This window comes from Pedobacter sp. 01N416 (assembly GCF_056399685.1).
In genome coordinates, this window is record NZ_JBFTRT010000783.1 from 1 (window position 1) to 1,803 (window position 1,803).

Below are 1,803 nucleotides of genomic sequence, written 5' to 3' on the forward strand. Positions count from 1 at the left end.
GTGTATGGGTTATGCATTAAAAATCGGCGATGAGGTGATCCCGATGACACATCTGATCAATCCGGAAGATTTACTCAACAATTCGAAAAATACCATCGTTTTCGAACACGATGAAAAATTGAAAGAACACATGCTGAATTTGTTTAGTACAGGTGTTTCGGTAGATTGTGCCGAAGATACCTTTGGCGAATTGATGTGTTGCCTTCCAAGGGTAAAATCGGATAGTTTAAGTTACGATAATTTATTTCGGATCATCATCATGAATTTTATGGACCCGCTGGATTTTGATGTACGCGCTGTTAAAAAGTCATGCGTGCACATTGTGAGCGATAAATATAAAATGGTACCCTTCGAAACTATGAATATTTTTTACCGCGACAACAAAATAGATCTGATCAGGGAAAAATTAAATATGAACTAACATGGAAGGTTTATTTGGATTATTCATTGTTTATTGTCTTACTGCAGTTGTACTCTTTGTGGTGGGAATTATTCAGATTATTATCAAATCATCAAGGAACGAGCCTGTAAAATCTGGGTTAAAATTGCTTATTATTTCGGTAATTATGATGGTCATTGGTTTTGGTGCCTGTGCGGTGTTGCTCTTTAACAGTTAAATATCGGCTATGGGACTTTTTATTGTATATTGGGTAGTTGTCGCATTGTTGTTTGTAATTGGCATCATTCAGATCATTGTAAAAGCTGCGAAAAATCAACCCGTTAAACCCGGCCTTAAACTGGTTATTGCATCTATTATAATGTTGGTAATAGGGGCAGGAGCATGCGCAGTAATTCTATCTAATTTAAATATTGGCCATTAGTCATTTTTATTGTGTTCTTGAACCAAGGTTTTAGCGCTCATAAGTCTCAAATCTCATGTCTAGAATCTCAAATCTCAATAAATGAAAATATCATATAACTGGTTAAAACAATTCGTACAGATCGATAAAACACCTCAGGAACTTTCGTTAATTCTTACCAATGTTGGTTTAGAAGTAGAAAGTGTAGAAAAAGTGCAGCCTGTTGTGGGCGGTTTAGAGGGCTTGGTTATCGGCGAAGTATTAACCTGTGTTCAGCATCCCAATGCCGATCGTTTGCGCATTACTACGGTAAACGTTGGGGGTAAAGAAAACCTTCAGATTGTTTGCGGTGCCCCAAATGTAGGTGCTGGCCAAAAAGTGGTAGTAGCTACCGTAGGCACAACTGTATATCCTTTAGAGGGCGAACCATTTAAAATAAAAGAATCAAAAATCAGGGGAGAACTTTCGCAGGGAATGATCTGTGCCGAAGATGAAATCGGTTTAGGTAAATCGCATGATGGGATTATGATCCTTGCCAATGATACCGAAATAGGAATCCGTGCAAAAGACCATTTCAAAATGGATGACGATTTTGTTTTCGAAATCGGATTAACACCAAACCGTGCTGATGCGGCTTCTCATTTAGGTGTGGCGAGAGATTTGGCCGCTTATTTCAGAAGTGAATATGAAATGCCTGATCTTTCAGCTTTTAAAACAGATAACGAAAATCTGGTAATTCCGGTAGAAGTAGAAGATTTAGCCGCTTGTCCGCGTTATAGCAGCCTAACACTTTCTGGTGTTACTGTAAAAGAATCGCCAGAGTGGTTAAAAGATAAATTAAAGGTAATTGGTTTACGTCCCATCAATAATGTGGTTGATATTACCAATTATGTGCTTCATGGTTTAGGACAGCCTTTACATGCTTTCGATGCCGACAAAATTACGGGCGGAAAAGTAATCGTGAAAAAAGTAGCTGAGGGGACACCTTTTGTAACCCTTGATG

3 protein-coding genes and 1 pseudogene are annotated in these 1,803 nt (G+C 38.3%); all 4 read left to right on the forward strand.

Translation table 11 applies throughout. The annotated features are described in order from the left end of the window. Positions 1 to 421 (forward strand): annotated as a pseudogene (locus AC1DND_RS27100) (radical SAM protein); the annotation flags it as partial. Position 422: 1 nt separating this feature from the next. After that, positions 423 to 617, forward strand: coding sequence for a hypothetical protein (locus tag AC1DND_RS27105; protein WP_215129284.1), 195 nt, complete (start codon positions 423 to 425; stop codon positions 615 to 617). A gap of 9 nt (positions 618 to 626) precedes the next feature. Continuing rightward, positions 627 to 821, forward strand: coding sequence for a hypothetical protein (locus tag AC1DND_RS27110; protein WP_477585865.1), 195 nt, complete (start codon positions 627 to 629; stop codon positions 819 to 821). 81 nt (positions 822 to 902) lie between these two features. Continuing rightward, positions 903 to 1,803 (forward strand): YtpR family tRNA-binding protein (gene ytpR / locus AC1DND_RS27115; RefSeq protein WP_477585867.1); only part of this gene is annotated, 901 nt, incomplete at its 3' end.

Excerpts from the sequence above, each read along its gene's own strand:
- AC1DND_RS27105 (WP_215129284.1), top strand. The coding sequence starts at position 423 with ATGGAAGGTTTATTTGGATTATTCATTGTTTATTGTCTTACTGCAGTT.
- AC1DND_RS27110 (WP_477585865.1), top strand. The coding sequence starts at position 627 with ATGGGACTTTTTATTGTATATTGGGTAGTTGTCGCATTGTTGTTTGTA.